Source organism: Methanocorpusculum sp. GPch4 (assembly GCF_012062385.1).
Taxonomy (GTDB): Archaea; Halobacteriota; Methanomicrobia; order Methanomicrobiales; family Methanocorpusculaceae; genus Methanocorpusculum; species Methanocorpusculum parvum.
In genome coordinates, this window is sequence record NZ_SIJA01000076.1 from 153551 (window position 1) to 173250 (window position 19700).

The window sequence follows — 19700 nt, forward strand, 5'->3', positions numbered from 1 at the left end:
TTACCTACAGTTTAAATTCAAACAACTCATCTTCTTCATTTTTATCAGGGATAATTGTTTGAGTATCTATGAAATCACTGATACTACTATTTGGATAATTTTCAAGTTGTGTCAGGAGTCCGACAAACGCTTTATTTGACTCACGCGGCGAAAGATATGCCTGGGTTCCCAGTTTATTTAATAAACTCTGTAAATACTGCTGGATTTCTAAATCCGTAACTAAATATTTACTCTTGTCACCCAATGCAAATACATTCCTGATGTTGAAAAACAAAACGTACAATTCTTCCGGAGATAGATTGGAAAGCCGAATTACTGGTCCAGATAAATCTTCCATACCCTTTTTTGAATTAGGATTATCCGCAAGTCTTGTTTCAAGAGCCTCATAACTGTTCATCCCTTTGTATTTGTCTTCTAAAAATGCAGGAGTCCCGCTGAAAATAAAACCAATATGTTCAGTGGAACCTTGTGTTGAATCATTGATAATCGACAGAAGCACTTCGTAATTTTTATTTCTGATTTGGGACTGGAGCCTTTGTAAGACTGCAAGTTCATCAATATTGACCACGAGCCCATTATACCCAGCCAAAGTCACAAATCCAGCATACAACTTCAAATAATCGTAGATTTCTGAGTCATTAATGATCGTTCTAACACCCAGGTCGTTCCTTGCTTCGGTTTTGGTTGTGTACTCCGCCCGTAACCAGCGTAAGGCATTTGACATTTGTATATCATCCCCACGGTCGTATGCAAGCAAATATTCTGTTATAACCTTGCTAAAATCATAACTGTTTACATACTTTTCCAGGGGTAATAAACTCTTATGTATATTTTCAATATTGATTTCCAGACCACTTTTGATAACTGAGGTTGCCCATTTTTCAATTATGGATTGTAAAGCTCCACCATCCGGTTTGGTTTTTGTAGAAAGATTATTGATCAATTCACTGAAGAGTGCTCGTGCTTTCCCGTCGGACGAACTTAAGACCTTAGATATAGAAATATCTGCAAATGCAACAACCAAATTTGATTCATGTGCGACTAGTTTGGCGAGGGTCAAAAAGAATGTTTTTCCACACCCATAATCACCAATAATAAAACGTGTGGTTGCTCCTCCAGAAGAAATCGATTCGAAATCTTTTAGCATCTCTGCAATTTCACGCGATCTTCCAACCTGAATGTGCTGAATGCCGATTTTTGGTACAATACCAACTTTAAGAGATCCGACAATTGCTTTCTTTTCCCTTGGTTTAATTATGGTTTCACTCATGATTCCACTCCTAATTCTACTAATTGCTCTGCAAAGTCTTTATTTATTCTGAATATGCCACATTCTTCTTCAAGTAAATATTCACCATACGTATTATCCGTCCATTCATTTACCATCTCAACTGCATTGTTTAGCATAAGATGATAAGGTTTGAAGATATTCTTTAATTCTTCTGATGACCAGGTATCTTTTTGGATAAGTTGAGAGAAAAAGATTGCGGGAATCTCCGCTTCTTGTGTCTCTATAACACCTATAACTGTCTCTTCCAATTCTTCCGTTTCAATCACCACGAAACCAGAAGACTCCTCTGCAAATATCTCATTTAGAGACATCTGAACTTTTGCAGTATCACCTAAAACAAATGCAAGTTTTGCAGGGTCAATTTTAAACTCTTTGGGTTGATATGATTCCTCAATTGGACGAGGGATAATAGAGCCAAGTTTTGGTTTCCCCGACCCAAGTTGAATAGTAACAACATCTCTATCCTGCTGTAATTCGTTAAGACATTTTGTTAGATATTCACTCGGTAAAGAGAGTTGTTTGAATACTTTTTCTAATAATTTTTGTTCTTCAATAGTGATCGTATTATCTATTGCAGCTACGGAGATGAGATAGGTTGAAATCAAATTTATCGATTCTGGTTCTGCGGATTTGATTATATCAGCAAAACCTGAGATATTGACCTGTTTTGTAATGGAATAAAGTTCCCCGCGTTTTTCAAGTCTCTCCTTCTCCATCAGACTAAGTTTGAAATTGGTCTTAAGGGTTTTCTGGATTAATTTGACCTCTCCGTCTTCTAAGAAATCATCTTCCAATGCAACTTTATAGCCGAGATCAAACCACAGACTTGGGATGATAAAGTTGTTATTTTTGAGATTATCTTTATGAGTGGAAGTGAACAATATCACCTTATCAGTGGATTTGTAAGCCCTCTTGACAAGATATGCACTTGGTTCTATTTTGTACCCCAATGATTCGCAGCAATCAACAAGGAATTCGGATTGTCTCAGCGTCAATTTTTCATTCTCGGGAAAAGCAAAGAATTCCTGAAGTGCCCTAATTTCCATAACACTGTTGTTCTGTATTTTTGCATCAAAAAATTCTTTATTCGGATTAATACCATTGAATCTTAAATTTGATGACAAATAGGCACATTTTTCAACATCGGTCAATGCATCATTTGAACTGTCGATTTTTCGGATGGTAATATTTTGAAATCCCCTCTTCCATTTGCCCTTACAAGATTGATATGTAGCTTTGATTTCTGATACCGGGGTTAATGATTTGTATTGCACTGGTCGTACTATGAAAGAGTAGGGTGATGCGTGATTATAGGTAAATGAGGTATCAGTTTCAGTATATAGTTCTGGCAGATTCAATACTTCAATCTCTTTTTCTACATAATAGGTGAAAAGTTCACGTTGTCTCTTGCCAAGGTTTAACTGATAATCAGAATCAAAGAGTTTTTCAAGAATGGAAGGGAGAACCGACTGAGATAACATGTATGTTCCCTTCGTGAGTTTGTATAAGAGATCACTTATTGGAATATTCCGATAATCCCTTGGGAGAGTCGTGATAAATTGGATAAGGAAATCAGTTTCGTCGGGAGTGAAGTTATCGATTTTTAAGATTAAATATGATATAAAATTCCCAGAATAATTGCTGAATGAGAAATTCTCAGAATAAATATTATACAAACGAATTAGTTCGAAAAGTATTACTTTCTGATCTTTTTGTTCAACAAAAGCCCGATGTTCTAACCCGTAATAGTAAATAAAAACATATCCGATATCAATTGGATCCTTTTTGCCGTTTACAAGCCATTTGATATACATCCCTTTTTGGAGATTTGTCAAGCGACTGAACCTTGGCCAATATCCCAATTCGTATGAATCATTCCCGCTAAAATCGGGTTTACTTGTAAGATAGATAACAAATGGATACGAAGAATCATTAGAAGTGTTTTTAGATGTATAAATCAAGGGATCAACAATCGTATATCCAAATAATGAAATATTCTCCCCTAATGTATGAAAAGTGATTATGTTGTTGTTTGAATTGGCAGGTGACACAGGATTTGACTCAGATTGCTTATGTGCAGGGGTGGTTTGAGTAAGAACGGGCTCATTATGAATTGGTTCAGGTAAAATGGTATTTTTATTCGTATTTATTACGTCTTTTTTATTTAATCTATAAATTAAATAGATAATTAGGAAGAGGATTACAAGACCAAGGCCTATTACCTGAAACATTACGATTAGTAAAAACGCAGCAAATATAATAAATATCCATTTTATAATTTCATTCATAAGTCATCACGGAATTTAATTGTTTTCATTTTTCTGCAAAAAACAACATTTATCTAAGTATATAGATTACTTCACTTCAATAAAAAACTACCTTGGACTAGAATATATGATATTAGAAATAACGATTTGATATTTTTTTAATAGGACTTACGCGGTGTGATCTCAAATGAAAAACTGACGTACGTATGAGATGCACTTCGATTTCGTGTACGGCATTAGTGTAGACACAAGAGAAAAACCAACCGCGAATCGGCGCGAATCCCGCAAGCCGATGGCTTGCTCCCAGAATCGGATTTGCTGTTCCTCACTTTCGCAATCCAGCTTCGCTGTCTTGCTCATCCCTTCATCGGGAGCGTTCGGGCAAATCCTGTCGCCGCCCCAGCGGCTCCCATTATTGATTTGCCTCTTGATCTTATGTCATGATTATATGTTGTAATTGTCAGTAAAATGGATATTATTCAGATTAAGAACTGCTCAATGAATTTCTCCCTCACGGGAGGCGCAGGGGCGCCGACAGGATTTGCCCGAACGTTCCCGATGAGGGATGAACCGGCGGGGCGATAGCGGGTTGGCGACGAAGTCGACGACCTTAGCGGAGCAAGTCGATAGACTTGCGAAAGGCCCGCCGTGTTCAAGTGAGGAACAGCAAATCCGATTCGCTCGCCCGAAGGGCGGATTCGCGCCGATTCGCGGTTGGTATTTCTCATGCATCCACAGCAAGTCATCACCCTTCCGAATTGGATTCACACCAACACCGCGTAAGTCCTATTAGAAATGGGATTTGTCATCTGTCTGACTCTGCCGATTTTCCGACCCCATCTTGGGTAGTTATTGAGGAATTATAATCACGAGGGAGGAACTATTCTATGATATGCTGGTGGAATGGCCTATAGTGTATAACAAAGAGCTGTACGAGATAATTAGTTATGATTATCTCATCAAGTGTGCAAAAAATAAAAGGATACTTGAGTGGAATCATGCGTATGAGGCATATCTGAAATCTGAATGGGAGAAGATGTTTCCAGATGAGAGATATGATTTGGAAAATATTGGGGAATTATTTTTTGAGGGGTCTTATTTTGTACGACCTGATTACGTTATGAAAGATTTCAGAAAAGCAATTCAGGAAGGGGTCAAATTAACAGGCTTACATCTTGAAGGAGCTAGTTTCTATTGTTCACGACTTGAAGGGGCCTGTTTTTCAGAAGCCCATCTTGAGGGAACTGATTTCAGTTATGCACATCTTGAGGGAACTGATTTCAGTTATGCACATCTTGAGGAAGCCGATTTCGAGGAGGCCCATCTTGAGGAAGTCGATTTCGAGGAGGGCCATCTTGAGGAGGCCGATTTCGAGGAGGGGCATCTCAAGGGAGCTAATTTCAGTAATGCACATCTCGAGAATGCCAATTTTCTAGGGGCCCATCTTATGGGAGCTAATTTCTATAATGCACATCTTGAGAGTGCCAATTTTCTAGGGGCCCATCTTGAGGATGCCGATTTCCCAATGGCTCATCTTGGGGGTGTCGATTTCAGTAATAAACATCTTGAAGGGGCTATTTTCAGTTATGCACATCTTGAGAGAGTCAATTTTTTAAGTACCCATCTCGAGGGAGCTATTTTCAGTTATGCACATCTTGAGGAAACTGATCTCAGGAGTGCATATCTTGAAGGAACTGATTTCAGTTATGCACATCTTGAAGGTGCTAATTTCGATAATGCACATCTCGAAGGTGCTAAATTTATTCTTGCAATATTTAACGGAGAGACCCTTTTTAACGACAACTTGATTGATACTAAAACTGATTTCACTGGGACCTCCCTCTCATCAGCCCGTATCTACCCGGAACTCAGAACACAGCTGGAACGAAACATTCGGCAACTTCGCTGGACAGAATGGTATAATAAATCGAAACTATATCCAATTCTAGCAAAAATCAAGAATCCCAATATTGTTTATATCTCACCTAGAAATTTCCCTGAAGAGCCGGAATGGTATATGAAGCGTTGCTGGGTTGATACGATCATCAATGCTTTTGTCAGAACATTCTGGCGGATCTCTGATTACGGCAGTTCAACAAAACGAATCATTGCCATATTTTTCAGCTGGAACATACTCTGGGCAGTCATCTATTATTATCTCCTGCCGTTTTTGCCGGGGACCTCCACAACCGTTCTGAACGTATCCAACATCTGGGCCGCGATACTACAGACCAATCTCATGATGTTCAGCATCACCGATTTGGCAACAGAAGGACTGGATATCCTTCCAATGTTTTTTGTTACGATCCATATTGTCGTCGGATACTTCATTCTTGCCGCACTCATCACCCGTCTCGGCATCATGTTTCAGAATTTGAGTCCATAGACTATTCTTTTTTTACTGGAGGGCATACGGAAAAATAATGGATCATAGGTGCTGATACTTGAGATACTCCACCGCGGGTCGACTCGCAAGTTTCCTTCGAAAACTTGCTCAGCTGAACCCGGTCCGATGGACCGGGCCGCCTCCGCTAAGATCGCCGGCTATGCCGTCGATCCGCCTTCGCGCCTGAGTCGCGTCCCCGCACCCCGAAATCAGAAAAGAGAGAATTAGAACATAAGAAAAACCCGCATACAAGTTTGCAAAGCGAAACGGAGAGCAAATATGAAGCAGAGCACACCGCGTAACTCCTATTGAAAAAAAGAAAAGAAGATCCGGTTAGGTAAACTTCATCGTATTAATTTTAAGAAGCCTGGTCGCGCCGTCCGCGAACACTCCCCTGACCGCGATATCCCGCGTCCCGGTAACGCCGGAACAGGCGTTACTGAAACGCACTTCCCCGGTTCCTGCAGTTGAGATCGGGATGCATGCGACCGAAGCAGGCAGCACGACACCTTCGATCTCCAGAGAAAGCATCACAAGATCATTGACCCGGCGTCCCTCATAGATCGTCACGATCACATCATTCCCGACCACAAACACATGCAGCAGAACATCCGGATCTTCGAGTGATTTGTCCACGACATACCCGGTTCCGACCAGCGCCGCCAGGGCGAATACCCCGACAATGAAAAGCGAAGCAATACCGAGAACACCTGCCATGACCATGCGTTTTTCTTTCTGTGTTTGTTTTTTGTATCGTAGTGCCAACTTGATCACTCCAGAACCATCATACTGCCGTAACAGATCCCATCATCCGCCGGCTCCACATACATGAGGATATACTCCTCCCTCGTATATGCCGGATCCAGCACAAGACTGTACATCAGCCCTCCACCGGACGCGCAAAGAGAGAGGGCTTCCCGGATCGGCGACATACCAAAAGAGTTCGTATATCCCAGATGATTTGTCCCGATCCGGGATGGGTTGTAGGCGTTGGACAGAAGCGTGCCCTCAGCATCCAGCGCAAACGGATAAAGCCCTTCGACATGGAACCTGGCTGACGGATCGTTCATCATCCGCAGAAGTTCCTCACGGGGAAGCGCCGTGGAAAGATAATGCAGCTCCCTCACCTGCATTATCAGCTGATCGCGCATCTCCCAGCTGTAATTGAGCTCAGGAGTCCCCGGATAGATCCCTGCGCCGATCAGCCAGTCATCATCCACTGACATCACATACGAAAGCTTCAGTTCGGAAGCAAACCCGTTTGCCGGATTTGGATACTGGTAAAAGAGATAGCCGCCGCCGAAACCTGCCCGGTCGATAAACCGCTGAACAGGTTTCACGCCGACGATATCCTCGCCGCTGCGCCGGTCCATACCGATCATGTCCGGCTGATAGGGCAGTGCCAGGGTCGATCCATGCATATCATAGGCAAAGATGTAGAGTTCCTTATCGACGAACGCGCCGTTTGGATCGTTGAATGCAGCCAATGCATCTTCTTTGGTGTGGGTCCGGGCGTATCTGTAGGCTTTTTCGACAAAGGTCCGCAGATCATCCGCCGTGTGGCTGACGGCCGGTTCGGCTGTTTTTTCCGTGTTCACATTGTCACTTAAAACGACCCGCCACTCCGTGCCGTCCGGCAGACCGATCGTATTCCAGACGGCGTTTGCCTGGCCGTATCCGGTCCACCCGACATTGTGAAAGAGATATGACACGGCCCCCTGTTTTTCCGAAGTTACCCGGTGCATGGCCTGATAGACCGTTGATTCCTGATACAGGATATCGGTCAGGATGTTTTTGCTGAGCTCCTGAAGGTCTTCGTCATAGATCTGCACACCGTCCGGCCGGACCGTCCAGAGCGTATAACCGTCTTTTTTCAGTTCAGAGACCGGGCCGGAAAAGAGATGGGCGGGGTTCACAAACACGCGCAGCGATCCGGCGTATATGCCGTTTTTATCATACACCGGAGCGCTGAAAAGGATCCCGAGATCCCCGTTGATAAGGGTAAGGGGCGGAGAGATGATACAGCCGCCTGCCGCGGCAAACTCCTCTTCGGTGACCGCCGTGCAGGCGGGATGCCCGATATACTCCTGATTTTTCGGGTTTCCGGTTACTGCGGCAACGATATTGTGCGCATCGGCAAGACAGATCTCGGAGCATGCGGGGATGTCCCGGCGAAGCTGGAGAAATATCTGTTTCTGTGCGAAGGGATCGTTTTCGGTCCCTTTCAGCTCAACGGCCGCCGCACTGGTCAGGGCACATATTTCCGTGATCTGGGAATCGAGAACCGGTATCCAGGAGTCCAGTGCCTTCTGCATATCGGCAGCGTGATCTCCGGGAACCGGGGTGAGCTGCCCTGATGCGATGCATCCGGTGGTCAGAATGATGGCCAGGAGCAGACAAAATGTAAGAATATGCAGTATTTGACGGGTCATCGTGCCTTCATCCCTGACTAAGCATTTACTTTTTTACGCATCCATGCATATATTATAATGTCTATTTCATCCGGCATTTTGTCCCGCTTCAGAGGAGCAGAGCGTTCATCATCAGATTCGGATTTTTTGTGTTTTTCCTCCTGTTTTGTACTCGCCGGACCCTCCTTTCCGGGAAAAACTCTACGAAGAACGATGCATTATATGGGTGATTTTATTGCAGATATCTGAAATTCAGAAAAATTATCCTGGGTTTTACTTATGGATGCGGGGATACTCAGATTCAGGTAAGCTGCCGCATCAGCATGCCGGATTTTACTCTATTGGGCCGTTTTGGCATCACCGGGTCGTGAAAAGCCTGATATCTTCCGGCGCGGCCGCATGCGCCTGACACGCATCGATGAGATAACTGAACAGAATACACTAAGAGGTATCCGATCAAATTAATTCCATAATGACAGCATCAAAAATCCTTCTCCTCATTATTGATGGTGTGGGTGACAGACCATGCAGAAATCTGGGAAATAAAACCCCGCTTGAAGCCGCCTGTATCCCCAATCTCGACCGGCTTGCCGCCGAAGGCATCTGCGGGATCATGGATCCGATCGCTCCCGGGGTCCGTGCCGGATCCGACACCTCGCATCTCAGCCTCCTCGGGTATGATCCGCACACGTATTATACCGGCAGAGGACCCCTTGAGGCTGCAGGCTGCGGCATAAAAATGGAACCCGGCATGATCGGCTTTCGGGCAAATTATGCGACAGTCGATGACGAAGGCAAGGTGATCGACCGGCGTGCAGGCCGCATACCCGACACTGCCGAGATCTCCGCCGCCGTGAAAGACGGTGTCGATCTGTCAAAATACGGCGTCGAGATCGAGTTCGCGCCGGGAACCGGACACCGTGCGGCCCTCGCTCTCAGAGGCCAAGGACTCAGTGCGGCCGTATCATCCAACGATCCGAAAAAGACCGGCGTTCTGCCAAAAACCATCGTCGCGGAAGATGACACGGCAGAAGCCGCCTTCACCGCCGAAGTCTGCAATGCCTTCGCGGCCCAGGCGGCGGAGATCCTGAAAAACCATCCGGTCAACCTTGAACGAAAAGCCCGCGGCGAATACCCGGCAAACGCCGTCCTCATCCGGGGAGCCGGCGAGATGGGGGTCTACGAACCCTTCGAAGAGAAACATGAACTTACCGGCAGCGTCGTCGCCGCAGCAGCATTGATCGCAGGTATCGGCAGTTCCGTCGGTCTTGAGAGGATCCCGGTCCTTCCGACGACCCCGCTTGCAGATCAGGTAAACCTCGTCTGCCGCGAACTGGAGAAAAAAGACTTCGTCCTCTTCAATGTCAAAGCAGCTGATGAGTACGGCCACGACGGAAAAGCCGTCGAGAAGATGAAGTATCTGGAAGAGGTCGACGCGGCCATTCTGCCGTTTTTCGATATCCCCGACCTGATGATCGCCGTCTGCGGAGACCACTCGACCCCCTGCACCATCAAAGATCACAGCGCAGACCCTGTCCCCCTGATCCTTCACGGGGACGGAACGCGTATCGACACAGTCACGTCGTACGACGAGATCTCCTGCGCCGCAGGAGGCATGTGCCGGATATCGGGCGGCAGTCTCATGCCGATCCTTTGCGACCTTATCGACAAAACCCATAAGTACGGAGCATAACGATATACTAATACACGTGGTGGAGAATGGCGGAGGAAAAAAAACGGATAATAATAGCTGAATCGATACCCGGCGAGGAGGATTCCTTCCTAAAATTACCGGACCTCACTCCCGAAGAGGAGGAGGAGCTTGCACAGTCATCATCAGATGAACAAAAAGACGGACCTGAACCGCTGTTCTCTGAGGTCGGGCCGGAGGCGGCGGCGCCTCCTCGTCTCAACCTTTCAGAAGTCGACGAGGATACCGCGTCCATTCTTATCTCCTCCTCTGATCTTTTCAAAACCTGTTACCTGCCTGACAAGACCGAACTGCAGGAACGCAATCTCAAAACAAAGCATGATATTTTAGTGGGGGATCACTGTGATATCGGCTACGGTCTGTACGGCGATGATATCGTTATCAGCGAACTTTCGGTCATGCACGGCGATATCGTGGCCGAAGGGGATCTCAGGATCGACAACTTCTGTGAGGTCCACGGAACCGTTCTCTGCAATGGGGACGCCTATCTCGGCGAAGGCGTCAAGATCCATGGAAAACTGAATGTAGGCGGCAATCTGGATATCGGGGACAACGTCGTGATCGACAAGGAGTTCAAGGCGTACGGGGATATCGCGATCCGCAACCCTATGCCGGTCGTTTTGTATCTTCTTCTGTATGTGATGACGATGCTCCATCTGGAAGGCGAAGAGGCGGCGAAAAAACGCGTAGAGAGTCTTATCTCCGAAGCGAACGCCGCGCCTCTCGTCCTCCCGCCGAAAACGACGATGGATCTCAGATACTTTTCCGTTCCAACACCGATGGATGTCGGATCGAACTGCCGTCTGCACGGCAATATCCGGGCGCAGTCGGTCAAGATCAGAAAGGACACGACGCTTTTTGGCAGCGTGCAGGCGTCCCAGCGGATCAAACTCGGACCGCGGACGGCGATCCACGGCGATGTGGCGGCCCAGAATATCCGGGTCGAGCGCGGAGCTGATGTTTTAGGCGATGTTGCAGGCAAAACTGTCTGGCTGCATGAAGACGCACGGGTAAGCGGCGTGATCAAAGCGACCGATGGGCTCACCATCGGAAGAACGGAAGGAAAATAAATGTCGAAACTTTCTGCAATGCTGGAGCTCGATGAGCTGCGCATGCTTGAACCGGATTATGCATCGCTCGTGAACAATGGGGAGCCGGGTGTTTTGATCTGCGAGGCTGAGCCGGCGGATAAGGGAGCGAGGCTCCTGATCGATGAGGACGAGAGCCCGCTTTTGTTTGCAGTGAAAAGCGGCGATGAGTGGTGCGGGACCTCCTGGCTTTTCCGGTCGCCGACCGCGGGCGAGTTTTCCCTCTTCGAAGCAGCCGACGGGGATATCTATCAGGAGGACCGCGGGAATGTTGAGGATGCATGCCGGGCGTATTACGCTGAGATCATCCAGACGGTGATCGCGCCAGCCGGTGACGATCTGACCGAGGAAAGGGTCGGCAAGGTCCGCGGTCTTTTACACGAGGTATGGGGTCCCTCGATCTCCGGTACCGCGCTGGATGCCTGCGCCGGGTCAGGGATCGGTTCGCTTCTCCTTCGTGAGATGGGGGCTGATCCTATCGCGTATGACAACGATCCCGAGCTTTTGGCGCTGGGTCTTTCGTCCGGACGGCTGGCCCCGGGACGTACGGCATGTATCGATGCAAGAGCTGCTTCGGCGTATCTGCCGGATGCGGAGTACGGGGTCGGGATCATGTTCGGCCAGATCTACGGATATACAAAGGATATCTGGCGGCCGATCGTGGAGGAGCTTGCCGGGATCACGGAGAAGACGCTTATTACCGTGGCAACTCAGGAGGAAGCCTTCTGGGTGCAGGAGTGGGCCGACGGAGTGGACCGGACGCTTTCGATCATGGAAAATACGCGTGATCCGATCTACGACCGCTGGGTCTGTTTCGGGTGAAGGACGGCCCTTGAGCCGGATGGACCCTTCGCCCGTTCTTTTTTGCAGATTATTCTGTGCGTTTCTCCTTCAGACCAGGGGGTGGAGAGCCTGCAGGACCTCGGACGCATGCCCTTTGACCTTTACCTTGTCCCACGCGGCAAGGATCTTACCTGTTGAATCGATAACGAACGTACTGCGCAAAACCCCCATGTACTCCCGGCCGTAGAGCTTTTTTGTGACCCAGACCCCAAACGCGCTGATGACGGTCTTGTCCGGATCGGAAAGCAGCGTTACTGAAAGCTGCTGCTTATCGATGAACTTCTGATGGCTGGCGGCGGAGTCGGGGCTGATGCCGAAGACCTGCGCATCGAGGCGTGAAAACTCCGGAAGGAGACTTGAAAACTCTTTTGCCTCAGTCGTGCACCCGCCGGTATTGTCCTTTGGATAAAAATACAGGACCGTAAGGTGTGACGCATCCGTTGGAAACGTCCACTCCTTTCCCGCCGCGTCTAAAAGAGTGAAGGAGGGTATCGTATCATTGACCTGAAGTGCCATACCTGAATTTTGGCACGTTGAGCATATAATTCTTATTCAGTACAGGACCTGATACTCGGTCACCAGATTGGAGCCGTACATCCTGGTGCTTCTCAGATCGAGCCTGATCATCTCGTTTTCGGATGCGAGCGGCATGCCGCCGACGAGAGACGGCGTGTCGCTTCCGCCGACGATGAACGGCATATGGATGAGCCGGATCTCGTCCACGAGCCGGTGATGGAGCATATGCCAGTTCAGCGTCGGGCCTCCTTCGATGATGAGTTTTTTCACCTGATATTTTGTATAAAGGATATCCATCAGCTGAGGAAAATCCACATGCTCTTCGCCGCAGACGATGATCTCGACGCCCTTTTCCCTGAATGCGGCAAGCCGCTCTTCCGGCGCCAGGGCGGAGACGGCGAGGACCGTTTTGGCGTTTTCCGTTGCAAAAACATTCGATTCGACCGGCAGATCGGCCATGCTGTTTGGGATCACGCGCAGCGGGTTTTTTCCCGGCACCATCCTGACGGTCAGAAATGAGTTGTCGATCCGTATCGTCGATGACCCGACCATGATCGCGTCATACCCGGCACGGGTTTCGTGGAGAAGAATCTCGGCTTCATGGGACATGTGTTTCATCAGCAGTTTACTGGAAACGCCTTTGCCAAGAGTAAGTTTCCCGTCAGCTGTGATCTCTGAAATCATCAGCACGTTTGGTTTATGTAGTGTCTCCATGAAAGTTTCCTTCTGATTCATATAGCTTGACGATGTATAGATATTTAGCACACACCGATAAATGATTTTACCTCTCTATCCATGAATATCACATCACTCAGATACAAACTGACGGGCTGGCTCGACCCGGTCGTGAGCGTCTTCGTCAAAACAGGCATGAGTCCCAATCAGATCACGCTTCTTTCGCTGTTTTTCGGGATCGGTGCGGCGGTCTGTTACTTCTGTCAGTCGTTTCTTATCGGGAGCGTGCTTCTCCTGATCTCCGGGATCCTGGATCTGACGGACGGTTCGGTCGCACGCATCACCGGTAAGAAAAGCGATTTCGGCGCGGTCTGTGACTGGATCGTCGATAAATATGTGGACGGGATCGTGCTTCTCGCGATCGGTCTTTCGGGGATCCCGATCATCTCCCAGTTTACGGGTTTTGCGCCGACGGCAGATATGCTGATCGCCGGACTTGCCGTGATCGGTTCGATCATGAACACGTTCATCAAACCGGTGACCTATGCGGAGATCGGCTATACCTGCAAAGAGGACGGTAAGATCTCGGATCCGCTTGAAGGGGTCGGATTTTTCGGCAGACCCGAGACGATGATCTCGCTTGTTCTGTTCGGCGTTATCGGCCAGATCTGGATCGCCGTGATCCTTGTTGCCGTCTGCACGAATCTGTCGGCATTCCAGAGATTATGGTACCTCTGGAGAAAGCACGGCGAGTATAAGAAAGACTAACTATTTTTTAGAAGTTACGCGGTGTTTCAAGGTATACGACCCGGAAGGGAGACGGCCTGGTAACACTAATAAATAAAAAAAAAAGGTTTGCCGGATCAGAAATGAGTTTCTGTATCCAGTCTTGCTCCGTGCCGCCGGATCTCCGGCTGCGGGAGTTCTGAACGGAGGTCGACTTCCTCTTCCACCTTCATCTCATTGCGAAGCCTGAGGAGTTCTGCAAGAACTTCCTCTACGCCTTCGCCGGAGACGGTGGACATGTTGAAGAATCCGTCAACGCTTTTTACATCCGATTTGTTCACGACCGAGATCATGGGAACCGAGATGATCGACTCGATCTCCTCGCGGAGTTTCATCTGGGCTTCAAATGAGTAGCCGCAGTTTTCACTTGCATCGATGATAAAGAGCACCAGATCGGCGACATAGACCAGCGCGTTGAGCGCCTGCTTTTCGATGACGTTTCGCTCCTCATCGGCACGGTCGAGAAGACCCGGCGTGTCGATGAACTGGATCTTTCGTCTGCGTTCAGCATTTCTGTGTCCGACGATAACGCCTTTTGTCGTAAACGGATAGGAGGCGACCTCCGGTTCACCGCTGGAGACCAGACGGATGAACGAGGATTTGCCGACGTTTGGGTATCCGGCCACAACGATCGTAAACTCATCGGTGCTGATCACCGGGAGTTTTCGAAGAACGTTTCTGACATCGTTGAGATACCGGAGTGCGTCATCCGCCCGGTGCACGATCGAAGCGATGCGTGCGACCGCACGTCTTCGTTCGATCTGGGTATCGGTCCAGCGCATCCCTTTCGAGATACTGTTTCCTACGTCACGCACATTCTTTGCGGCCCATCCCACCATGCCGAGATTCTTCTTTAAGGCATCCATCCCGAATAATATGTCGCACAGGTCCCGGTAAAAGGGCGGCAGCTCTTCAAACTCGGGAAAGCTCTGGATTATAGTTACCAGTTTGTCATGCGTCGCCTGGGTGATCGCCCGGACGAAGTCCTCATTTGCATGACGTTTATTTGTTTTTTCCCGCATCTTCCTGGAAGCACGGCGGAAACTGCGGTCGAGCAGTTCGTCTGCTGTTGGAACGGTCGGGATTTTATCGAAGTACATTGTTCATCCAATCCATTTGGTTTATTACTATAGCAATCAGAAAGAATCAGTAAGTATGGATCTGTCACTCATTCAAAAAGATATCCTTATTACTCTTATCTCGCTCTATCATCAATATTCGCATCCAATCAAGAGTGAGGTCATCGCCGATATCATCCGGAGAAACCCCGGGACGGTCAGAAATCAGATGCTGGCCCTGAAGGTGCTCGGGCTGGTCGACGGCATTCCGGGGCCGAAAGGCGGATATCAGCCTACAGCGAGGGCGTATTCTGAACTGAACGTTTCGTCGGACTACTCAGAAAGTGAAGTGGTCCTCCAGAAGAACGGCGAGAAGGTCGAAGGGGTGCGCGTGCATGAGATCGCATTTACGACCCTGACGCATGCCGATCTCTGTCATGCCCTGATCAAGATCATCGGAAACGTGCGGTCGTTTGAGGTCGGCGACAAGATCACGATCGGACCGACGCCGCTGAACAAGCTGCTGATCAAAGGAGAGGTGTTCGGCAAGGATGAGATCAACAGCGCTCTATTGATCTCGACGTCGGAGATGACGTCGCTTCCAAAGAAGCAGATCCGCGAGTATATGAGCTCTCCCCTGATCGCGCTGGAGCCTGATATGACGCTTGCCTATGCGATGAAGACGTTTCTTCAGCGGCGCATCCACGGGGCGCCGGTCGTTGAAAACGGGATCTTATGCGGGATCGTGACGCTGACGGATGTTATTTCCGCACTGGACCGTGAGATGCCGACGACGTCGCTTGTGTCCGAGGTGATGGTGACGCGGGTCATCTCGATGCCGGCGGATATGCGGCTGTATGAGGTCATCAAACAGTTTAAGGAGCAGGATGTCGGGCGGGTGATCGTGACCGACGAGGGAAAACCGGTCGGCATACTGACGCATTCTGATATTATCCGGGTGTTCCCCTCTCTGTGAGGCATGCCTTATACAAACGGATATATACTTGCTTGTCAAACTTTAAAGCTGATTAATCATGCAGAGTGAGCAGTTTACCCATAATATCCGGAAAAAGCGTGTGATGAGTACTGACGGGAAGATCATTGGTCAGATCAGGAACGTTACCTTCGATGCGCCGACCGGGCAGCTGAAGGCTCTTCTTATACGCCCGGATGCAGGTTTTGATACGACCGGTTACAAGCTTGAAAATGATGCGATCACGCTGCCGTTTGAGGCAGTAAAAGATATCACCGATTTCATTGTGGTAGACCGGTACATGCTCCGCTGAAGTTTTTTGGCACCTCACTCCATTTTTTTACAAGTATTTCCGCAGAGCATCCGCCGTCCCTTCACCGAAGGACCGTTCCATGACATGGTCTGCCGCTTCTTTTGCTTCGGGGGAGGCATTTGCCGGAACAACGGAGATGCCGCCGAGTTTCAGCATCGAGACGTCGTTGACCGAGTCGCCTGCCGCCAGAAAATCGGCCGGGGCAAGACCCATCTCTGCCGCCAGTTTTTCAAAAGCCGCGCCTTTGGTGACGCCGGGGATCTGGAGATGGATCGCAAATCCCGTGTCGATGACCTCGACGGGCATATCTTTGAGGATCTCTTTGATCAAAGCGGCCGGAGCATCCCGGGAAAACGCGATGTCCGAGTCCCGGTATCTGCTGCTGAAAAGCCGCAGATCATCGCCTTTCGGCCTGAGTTCGTCCACGACCTTCTGATACGCGGCAAGGCAGACCTCCTGATCGCCGGCGATATGTTTTTCGCCGAGGTACCCCAGACGGTACACCCCGCCGTTTTCGGCGATGATGGTCCCGTCGGTCCCGATCATGTGCGAGAAGGCATCCAGAAAACAGAGCGTATTTCCGGATGCAAGAATGACGGGGATCCCTGCGTCGATGATCCTGCGCAGTTCATCGACGGCCTCTGTTGAGAGTCTGCGCCGGTCGTCGGTCAGCGTTCCGTCGATATCGGTGATAAGGGCCCTTGGCATGATTAAAAATAGTATTGGGGTCAGCAGGCTTTGATACCTGCGGTTTCGACGGTGAAGGTCGCTTCGCCTTCCGGCAGGTTGGGGCTGTCCACAAGTCTGGCGATACGTTTGCCTGCTTTGCTCTTTCTCAGATACACCCGGTAGGTCGCCGTGTGCCCGACGATGTTGCCGCCGATCGGTTTTGTCGGGTCGCCGAAGAGAAGTCCGGGGTTGGACATGACCTGGTTGGTGACCAAAGCCACAGCATTCAGGTCATCGACCAGTTTGAAGAGGTCGTGCATGTGCCGGTTGAGTTTCTGCTGCCTGCCGGCCAGGGTCCCGCGGCCCGCGTATTCCGAGCGGAAGAGACTCGTCAGCGAGTCGATGATGATCAGTTTGACCGGAAGACCGGCACCTGCAAGCTCGTTAGAAAGATCGCGGGCCGCATCGATCAGAAGCATCTGATGATCAGAAGAACTTGCACGGGCAACATGGATGTTGGCAAGGAACTCGTCGGCCGTCGGAAGCGTGTAGCCCTCCGGCAGATCCGCAAGCTCCAGTCCCTCGGCCATCTGCTCGATACGCTCGGGACGGAAGGTATTCTCCGTGTCGATGTAGAGACAGCTTCCGGCAAGCCCGCCGAGTGTGGTCGGGAGCTGACAGTTTATCGCCAGCTGATGGGCGATCTGGGACTTCCCGGATCCGAACTCGCCGTACAGCTCGGTGATCGCCTGGGACTCGAGACCGCCGCCGAACAGCTCATCGATCTCCGGAACAAGGGTTTTCAGTTTGAGAATGTCCTGTCTGCGTGCAAGAATGTCGGTCCCGGTCTTGAACCCGCCGATATCGGCCAGTTCACGGGCGGCCTTGATGATCTTCTTTGTCGTGGACTCGCCAAGTTCAGCTGCCTCCGCCAGATCGATAGGGGTGGCAGTCGCGATACTTTCAACAGTTATGTAGCCTGCATCACGCAGTCGGTCAGCGGTCGCCGGTCCTACACCCGGAATGTCTTCTATATCAAGCATTGTCATATCTTCCTGTACTCCTGTTTTTTTAGATATACTCATACATCAGCATCTGGCCATATAAACCCCTAACCGCGCGGTGCGATAATGCCCCCCCTCCCCTGGAAAAACCCCCTTCCCACTCAGAGAGGAGGACATTTTCACGTGCAAAATTTTGATCTCTGCCCCCCTCATCCGATACTATTATTGCCGTCATCGCCCCATCTATCGGTATGGCCGAAAAGGACAATACCGAATACAAAAATGCCCTCATGGAGATGGCCGGCGAACTCGCAGCCAATCCTCTCATCAAACCTGTCATCGATCAGCTCATCTATGACTTCATCCGGTCTCCGGAGTGCAGAAAGGCGTTCGGCGAGTATGCCAAACGCAAGATAACCGATAAACTCGGATTATAACAGAGGGCGAAGACGCGCTGCGGCAGACGAAGGATCAGCCGGACGGGGCCAAATACCGGTCACTTCGACCCGGCCGTTCCCGGAGATGCCTTCGACATCCGCCGTCGTCCCGATCACCGGCGTCTCATCGGTCTCGAGGATCCAGACCGCGGTCCCGTCATCCAGCGAAAGACCCTCCGGCCGCCGGATCAGCATCCCTGTTCCAAAGAACGCTTTTCCGGGAACGGGAACCATCCTGATCGCCGAACCGCGGCCGACCGAGAGCTCGAGCTCGCCGTACCGGTTCAGTTTTGCTTCGGCATTGACCACCTGCACGGCGTCGCCCGGAAGAAACAGCATATCTGCCGCATCTCCCCAGACGGCGGCATTCACCCCGCTTTTTTCTGCAGACCCGCGGATTTGGATATTTCTGACACGCGACTCGGTCCCGCGTTTCGTGATGAACGTTTTGAGATCAGAGACAGAGGTCACAACCCCGGTGACCACAGGGTTCAGACCTTCGGTCACCTCGGACGCATCTTTGGAAAGCACCTCGATCTCTCCGGGGATGATCTTAATCTCTGCAGAGTCGGAGACGACATACTCGACGATCCCGTCGTCCTCTTTTCTCTGCACCCCGGTGACCGAGATGCAGGATCCCTCATCCACGTCGGCGAACAGCTCCGGGGTCCAGGTGACCATGCGGGCCGTTCCGGAAGCATCACCGATGATGAACTCCTGCAAAAAGGCCGGTGTCCCGTCACGGCGGGTGATCTCCCGCACTTCGGAGACGACCAGGATCCGGACGGTGAGGGGTGACGCCATCACCTCGGACTTCGGCGGTTTTTTTGTCTCGACGATCGTGACTCTGCTCTCCCGAAGGGCAAGACAGGTCACCTCCTTTTTTCCGGGTCTGGGTTTTGCGATCACTTCGATCACCGAACCGGTCTCCAGCTCGCCGGCAGCCTCTGCCCGATCGTCCCATAAGGTCATGACCACGGTGCCGGTCGGATCTCCAAGAACGACCGATGCCACAAGACCCGGCGGTTCGCCTTCGCGGGTGAACTCACGGGGCGGCCTGATCTCAAGGATCCTGCCGAAAAAAGAGACGACCTGGGTCCTGGCCGAAGGGATGCTGCCGATCTTTATATGGCTTCGTCCAAGCTCGTCCACAACCATCATCGCGGCCGTGACTTCATCCACCAGGCCGCCAAGCGAGGCGGATTTCTGTTCCACGCGCTCCTCAAAGGCTTCCTGCGTAAGCAGATCGGAGACGAGCGCGTAATGCATTCC

18 protein-coding genes are annotated in these 19700 nt (G+C 49.9%); 8 read left to right on the forward strand and 10 right to left on the reverse strand.

Annotated features, from left to right (window positions below; translation table 11 throughout):
- Window positions 1-4: 4 nt before the first annotated feature.
- Both EYA77_RS07380 and EYA77_RS07385 read right to left on the reverse strand, forming a co-directional pair.
- A complete protein-coding gene (locus EYA77_RS07380) occupies window positions 5-1270 on the reverse strand; it encodes an ATP-binding protein (protein WP_167816327.1) in 1266 nt (421 codons plus the stop codon).
- A complete protein-coding gene (locus EYA77_RS07385; protein WP_167816328.1) occupies window positions 1267-3579 on the reverse strand; it encodes a TerB N-terminal domain-containing protein in 2313 nt (770 codons plus the stop codon). Before EYA77_RS07385 ends, EYA77_RS07380 begins: the two co-directional genes overlap by 4 nt.
- 877 nt (window positions 3580-4456) lie before the next feature.
- Between EYA77_RS07385 and EYA77_RS07390 the strand changes: the two genes are divergently transcribed.
- Window positions 4457-5944 carry a pentapeptide repeat-containing protein gene (locus tag EYA77_RS07390; protein ID WP_209315031.1) on the forward strand — a complete coding sequence of 496 codons (1488 nt, stop codon included), beginning with the start codon at window positions 4457-4459 and terminating at the stop codon, window positions 5942-5944.
- Window positions 5945-6277: 333 nt separating this feature from the next.
- Here the strand turns inward: EYA77_RS07390 and EYA77_RS07395 are convergent, their stop codons facing one another.
- A complete protein-coding gene (locus tag EYA77_RS07395; RefSeq protein ID WP_042700056.1) occupies window positions 6278-6667 on the reverse strand; it encodes a hypothetical protein in 390 nt (129 codons plus the stop codon).
- A 47-nt stretch (window positions 6668-6714) separates the two neighbouring features.
- Entirely contained in the window at window positions 6715-8376 is a 1662-nt protein-coding gene (locus tag EYA77_RS07400) for a cache domain-containing protein (RefSeq protein WP_167816330.1), read from the reverse strand.
- A gap of 451 nt (window positions 8377-8827) precedes the next feature.
- On the opposite strand from EYA77_RS07400, the gene EYA77_RS07405 reads away from it, so the two are divergent.
- From EYA77_RS07405 to EYA77_RS07415, 3 genes are read left to right on the forward strand one after another with little or no spacing between them, the layout of a single operon-like run.
- Entirely contained in the window at window positions 8828-10048 is a 1221-nt protein-coding gene (locus EYA77_RS07405; protein ID WP_167816331.1) for a 2,3-bisphosphoglycerate-independent phosphoglycerate mutase, read from the forward strand.
- 26 nt (window positions 10049-10074) lie between these two features.
- Entirely contained in the window at window positions 10075-11136 is a 1062-nt protein-coding gene (locus EYA77_RS07410; protein WP_245241221.1) for a polymer-forming cytoskeletal protein, read from the forward strand.
- A complete protein-coding gene (locus EYA77_RS07415; RefSeq protein WP_095642048.1) occupies window positions 11137-11976 on the forward strand; it encodes a hypothetical protein in 840 nt (279 codons plus the stop codon).
- Between the two features lie 69 nt (window positions 11977-12045).
- Here EYA77_RS07415 and EYA77_RS07420 read toward each other — a convergent pair whose 3' ends face one another.
- Window positions 12046-12513, reverse strand: coding sequence for a peroxiredoxin (locus EYA77_RS07420; RefSeq protein ID WP_167816332.1), 468 nt, complete (start codon window positions 12511-12513; stop codon window positions 12046-12048).
- A 36-nt stretch (window positions 12514-12549) separates the two neighbouring features.
- The gene (locus EYA77_RS07425; protein ID WP_042700069.1) at window positions 12550-13227 is read right to left on the reverse strand and encodes a dihydrofolate reductase family protein; all 678 of its coding nucleotides are present in this window, start codon (window positions 13225-13227) and stop codon (window positions 12550-12552) included.
- A gap of 81 nt (window positions 13228-13308) precedes the next feature.
- Between EYA77_RS07425 and EYA77_RS07430 the strand changes: the two genes are divergently transcribed.
- Complete coding sequence (locus EYA77_RS07430) at window positions 13309-13956, forward strand: CDP-alcohol phosphatidyltransferase family protein (protein WP_042700072.1); 648 nt, start codon at window positions 13309-13311, stop codon at window positions 13954-13956.
- Between the two features lie 95 nt (window positions 13957-14051).
- Here the strand turns inward: EYA77_RS07430 and EYA77_RS07435 are convergent, their stop codons facing one another.
- Window positions 14052-15074, reverse strand: a complete 1023-nt coding sequence (locus EYA77_RS07435; protein ID WP_042700074.1) for a GTPase — start codon at window positions 15072-15074, stop codon at window positions 14052-14054.
- Between the two features lie 55 nt (window positions 15075-15129).
- Between EYA77_RS07435 and EYA77_RS07440 the strand changes: the two genes are divergently transcribed.
- Together EYA77_RS07440 and EYA77_RS07445 are read left to right on the forward strand one after the other, a co-directional pair.
- Window positions 15130-16008 (forward strand): CBS domain-containing protein, encoded by an 879-nt coding sequence (locus EYA77_RS07440; protein ID WP_042700077.1) that lies wholly within the window; start codon window positions 15130-15132, stop codon window positions 16006-16008.
- 58 nt (window positions 16009-16066) lie between these two features.
- Complete coding sequence (locus tag EYA77_RS07445; RefSeq protein WP_042700080.1) at window positions 16067-16318, forward strand: PRC-barrel domain-containing protein; 252 nt, start codon at window positions 16067-16069, stop codon at window positions 16316-16318.
- A 27-nt stretch (window positions 16319-16345) separates the two neighbouring features.
- On the opposite strand, the gene EYA77_RS07450 is transcribed toward EYA77_RS07445, so the two are convergent.
- Window positions 16346-17026: a phosphoglycolate phosphatase gene (locus EYA77_RS07450; protein WP_042700083.1), complete on the reverse strand. Its 681-nt coding sequence runs from the start codon at window positions 17024-17026 to the stop codon at window positions 16346-16348.
- 20 nt (window positions 17027-17046) lie between these two features.
- Window positions 17047-18036 (reverse strand): DNA repair and recombination protein RadA, encoded by a 990-nt coding sequence (radA, locus tag EYA77_RS07455; RefSeq protein ID WP_042700087.1) that lies wholly within the window; start codon window positions 18034-18036, stop codon window positions 17047-17049.
- 206 nt (window positions 18037-18242) lie between these two features.
- On the opposite strand from radA, the gene EYA77_RS07460 reads away from it, so the two are divergent.
- Window positions 18243-18428, forward strand: coding sequence for a hypothetical protein (locus tag EYA77_RS07460; RefSeq protein ID WP_042700089.1), 186 nt, complete (start codon window positions 18243-18245; stop codon window positions 18426-18428).
- Here the strand turns inward: EYA77_RS07460 and EYA77_RS07465 are convergent.
- A complete protein-coding gene (locus EYA77_RS07465) occupies window positions 18423-19697 on the reverse strand; it encodes a hypothetical protein (protein ID WP_042700092.1) in 1275 nt (424 codons plus the stop codon). The two genes, EYA77_RS07460 and EYA77_RS07465, sit on opposite strands and share 6 nt — an antisense overlap.
- Window positions 19698-19700: the final 3 nt, after the last annotated feature.